Here is a 4,103-nt window from a genome sequence, read left to right on the forward strand (position 1 = left end):
TCGTCGACCAGCACATGGTCGAAACGCCCGCCCAGATGCGCTGCTATCTCGGGCTCCGCCGCCATCTGCGCCCAGTAGAGCAGCAAATCGTCGTAATCGAGCACGTTTTGCGCCTGCTTGGCCTCGACATAACCGGCGAACAATTCTTTCAGCTGCTCCGCCCAGCCGGCGCACCAGGGAAAGGCGGAACCCAACACCTCGTTGAGCGGCGCCTGCGCGTTGACGGCGCGCGAATAGATGGCAAGGCAAGTGCCCTTGGTGGGGAAGCGCGCTTCCGTCTTCGAGAAGCCGAGCTCGTGGCGGACCAGATTCATCAGGTCGGCGGAATCCTCGCGATCATGGATGGTGAAGGCCGGGTCGAGACCGATCTCCAGCGCATAGTCGCGCAACAGCCGCGCGCCGATGCCGTGAAAGGTGCCGGCCCAGGTCAGCGCATCGGTGATGACGGCTGCATCGCGGCCGAGCACCTCGCCGGCAATACGCTCGACGCGTCTGGCCATTTCGGATGCGGCGCGGCGCGAAAACGTCATCAGCAGGATGCGGCGCGGGTCGGCGCCCTTGACGATCAGATGAGCGACGCGATGCGCCAGCGTGTTGGTCTTGCCAGATCCGGCGCCGGCAATGACCAGCAACGGGCCGGCAATCTGACCGGCGCCGTGCTCGACGGCCTGGCGCTGGGCATCGTTCAGCCGCGCGAGATAGGCAGGCTGGACGGTCGGTTCCCGAAAGGTCGAATCAGCGGTGGCGAGGTTCATCGCCCATCAAGCATCGTTTCTGCTTTGTTCGCAACATCGATACGGGCACACCTAACCCATGCAGGACTGGGGCCGGTCTGAAGAGAAGGGATCGCGGCTAGCGTTGCGGATCGACACCCATGTCGGCCGACTGCCGTCGCAAGGTCTCGCGATCAGGTTGCGACGGCGGCAACAGCAGCGGGTCGACCGTATCGGGCACGTTTTCGACCATCTTCCTGGCGATGCGATAAGTGACATAGGCGAAGGCGCCGGCGACGAGCAGACGGAACATGGTGCAAAACTCCTTTGGAGCAGAACCAACCGTGGAAACAGCCTTTGGTTCCCTTGCCAATCGTCCACGCGCGCAGTCGAAGATGGAGGGCGGTTTCGCCGGCGCTCCCGATGCATTCTCGAGGCAACCGGAGGCGGAACTTGGCCTTTGCGAGGCTCGCGTGCTGCCGCAACCCGCTGTGGCGTCCCGGACGAACTTTTGGAGAAGAAGGCCGGCGCCGCTTGGGAGGAGTGAAGCGCCGGCCAAGCGGATAATTAGGTCCGCCGCACAGTAAGGCTAGCTGAGTCTTTCCCTTGCGTCATCGGAACATTGTTTTTGTTAACAGCGTATCTGCCCGCGACTCTACCCATATCCGGCTCGCGATACGCATGTTTGACAATCGTGACGCCGCGATCATCTCCCGGCCGCGAGCCTTTGCCTGACCAGCGCGACATGGAAATTCGCGCCGAACAACAGCCCCTCATCGTCGAAGTCGTAGCTGGAATTGTGCAGCGGCGCCGAACCCTCGCCATTGCCGAGGAAGGCGAAGCAGCCCGGCACATGGTCGAGGAAGCGGGCGAAATCCTCGGAGGCGGTCATCGGCTCGCGGGCGACGGCGATGTTGCCGGGTTCGAAGACGCCTCTGGCGGCGGCGAATGCGGCATCGACCAGTTCGGCATCGTTGCGCAGCGGCACGAACTCCCTGCTGTACTTGACCTCGGCGGTGACATTATAGGCGGCGGCGATGCCCTCGGCGAGAATGCGCATCTGCCGCTCGATCTCGGCGCTGACCTCGGGACGGAAGCTGCGCGCATCGCCGAGGATGCGGGCAAGACCGGGCAGAGCGTTGCGGGTGCCGTCGGTGATCAGCTCGGTCACCGAAACCACGGATATGTCGGCCGGACTCAGCCGGCGCGAGACGATGGTCTGCAGATTGGTGACCAGCGCGCAGGCCGCGACCAGCGTCTCGTTGCCCGCATGCGGCCGCGCGGCATGGCCGCCGAGCCCCTTGAGCACGATCTCGAAGTTGTCCTCGGCCGACATCATGGGTCCGGCACGGGTCTCGAAATGCCCGATCGGCAGGCCGGGCATATTGTGCAGGCCAAAGATCTCGTCAAAGGGAAAGCGCTGCATCAGCCCATCGTCGAGCATGGCGAGCGCGCCCCTGCCCCATTCCTCGGCCGGCTGGAAGACGAAGCGCACGGTGCCGTCGAAACCGCCCTCACCGGCCAGCAGCTTTGCCGCGCCGAGCAGCATGGTGGTGTGGCCGTCATGGCCGCAGGCATGCATGATGCCGGGATTGCCGGACCGGTAAGATGCGTCCGATTGTTCTGATATGCGCAGCGCATCCATGTCGGCCCTCAGCGCAATCGCCCGGTTGCCGCTGCCGCGCTTCAGCGTGCCGACGACACCGGTGCCGCCGACGCCTTCGGTGACATCGTCCAACCCAAATTCACGCAGTTTGGCGGCGACGAAGGCGGCGGTGCGCTTCTCCTCGAAGCCGAATTCCGGGTGTGCATGCAGATCGCGCCGCCAGAAAATCATCTCCTGCTTCAGCGCGTCGCGATCGAGTTCAGACATTCTTCTGCCCCTTCTGCTTCTGCCCCTTCTGACCTACTTTGCCAGTTGCGCGGCCACATCAAGCAGGATGTTGGCGCCGGCAACAAGCTCTGCGTCATCGGTGTGTTCGCGAGGACTGTGACTGATGCCGCCAACGCTCGGCACGAAGATCATCGCCGCAGGCGCGATACACGCCAGCATCTGCGCGTCGTGGCCGGCGCCTGATGTCATGCGCCTGACCCCGAGGCCACGGCGTTTCGCGGCGGCCTCGATTTGTTCGACGATGCGCAGGTCGAAGATCACCGGTTCGAAGCGGGCCAGTTGCTCGACCGAAACCGTCACGTTCTCAGCGGCGGCAAGCTGCTCGAGATGGGCGGCAAGCGCCGCTTCCGCCGCCTGCAGGCGCTGTTCGTCGGGATCGCGCAGATCGACGGTGAAGACCGCGCGCGAAGGGATGACATTGATGGCATTCGGCTCGAAGCGGATCGTGCCGACGGTGGCGACGGTCGGCGCGTTCGAGGCTTTGGTCCGGTCGAGCAGGAAGGTGATGACCCGGGCGGCGGCGTGGCCGGCATCGTTGCGCATCGACATCGGCGTGGTGCCGGCATGGTTGGCGACGCCGTCGATGGTGATGCGCTGCCAGGAGATGCCTTGCAGATTCTCCACCGCGCCGACCGGCAAGCCTTCGCGCTCCAGCACCGGCCCTTGCTCAATATGCAGTTCGAGATAGGCGTGCGGCGTGAGGAAGCCGGGCTCCCGGTCGCCGGCATAGCCGATGCGGGCAAGCTCCTGACCGAGCACGCTGCCGTCGGTGCCGACGGCCGCCAGCACCGTTTCGGCATCGATGCCGCCGGCGTGGACCAGCGAGCCCATCATGTCGGGTGTGTAGCGTACGCCCTCCTCATTGGTGAAAGCGGCGACCGCGACCGGGCGCGACGGCGAAAAGCCTGTCGCCTTGAGCGTCTCGATCACTTCCAGCCCGGCAAGCACCCCGTAGCAGCCGTCATAAATGCCGGCATCGATGACGGTATCGATGTGCGAGCCGATGAGCAGCGGCGCTTGCCCGGTAATTTCCGGGTTTTGCCAGATGCCGAAAATGTTGCCGACCCGGTCGATGGCGACATCGAGCCCGGCCTGCCGAAGCCAGCCGACGAAGAGGTCGCGGCCCTGCCTGTCGGTGTCTGAGGCGGCCAGCCGGGTCAGCCTGCCCTCGCCATCCCGGCCAACAGCGCCGAGTTCCCGGATGCGGCCGAGCAGGCGCTGCGCATCGATGGCGATCATGCCGTTGCCTCGACTGTCATCTTGCCTTCCAGCACATCGGCCGGGTTCATGCCAACCAGTTCGGCGTAGCGATGCGGGTCGGTGGCGCCTTCGGTGTTGATCACCAGCACCCGCGATTTGCCGTCAAGTCCAAGATCGGCCCGGTTGTCGGCCACCGCCCGGATCAGCCCGGCAAGGCCGACACCACCGCTTTCGCCGGCGACGATCACCGGGTCACCGCCGGCCGGCCAGGCCAGCCGCCGCATCACCGCGATGGC

4 protein-coding genes and 1 pseudogene are annotated in these 4,103 nt (G+C 65.1%); all 5 read right to left on the reverse strand.

Annotated elements, in window-relative coordinates; all coding sequences use genetic code 11:
- Positions 1-755: ATP-dependent helicase (locus EN932_RS30795; RefSeq protein WP_164890703.1), on the reverse strand; the 755-nt coding region annotated here is incomplete at its 3' end.
- A gap of 97 nt (positions 756-852) precedes the next feature.
- Positions 853-1,026 carry a hypothetical protein gene (locus EN932_RS30800; protein WP_013532459.1) on the reverse strand — a complete coding sequence of 58 codons (174 nt, stop codon included), beginning with the start codon at positions 1,024-1,026 and terminating at the stop codon, positions 853-855.
- Between the two features lie 393 nt (positions 1,027-1,419).
- On the reverse strand, positions 1,420-2,586 hold the full coding sequence (locus tag EN932_RS30805) for a M20 aminoacylase family protein (RefSeq protein ID WP_127370404.1): 1,167 nt from the start codon (positions 2,584-2,586) through the stop codon (positions 1,420-1,422).
- 33 nt (positions 2,587-2,619) lie between these two features.
- On the reverse strand, positions 2,620-3,846 hold the full coding sequence (locus tag EN932_RS30810; RefSeq protein WP_127366034.1) for a Zn-dependent hydrolase: 1,227 nt from the start codon (positions 3,844-3,846) through the stop codon (positions 2,620-2,622).
- A pseudogene (locus tag EN932_RS30815) lies at positions 3,843-4,103 on the reverse strand (diaminopropionate ammonia-lyase); the annotation flags it as partial. The pseudogene EN932_RS30815 and the gene EN932_RS30810, both read right to left, overlap by 4 nt.

This window comes from Mesorhizobium sp. M7A.F.Ca.US.002.01.1.1, assembly GCF_004022955.1.
GTDB lineage: Bacteria > Pseudomonadota > Alphaproteobacteria > Rhizobiales > Rhizobiaceae > Mesorhizobium > Mesorhizobium ciceri.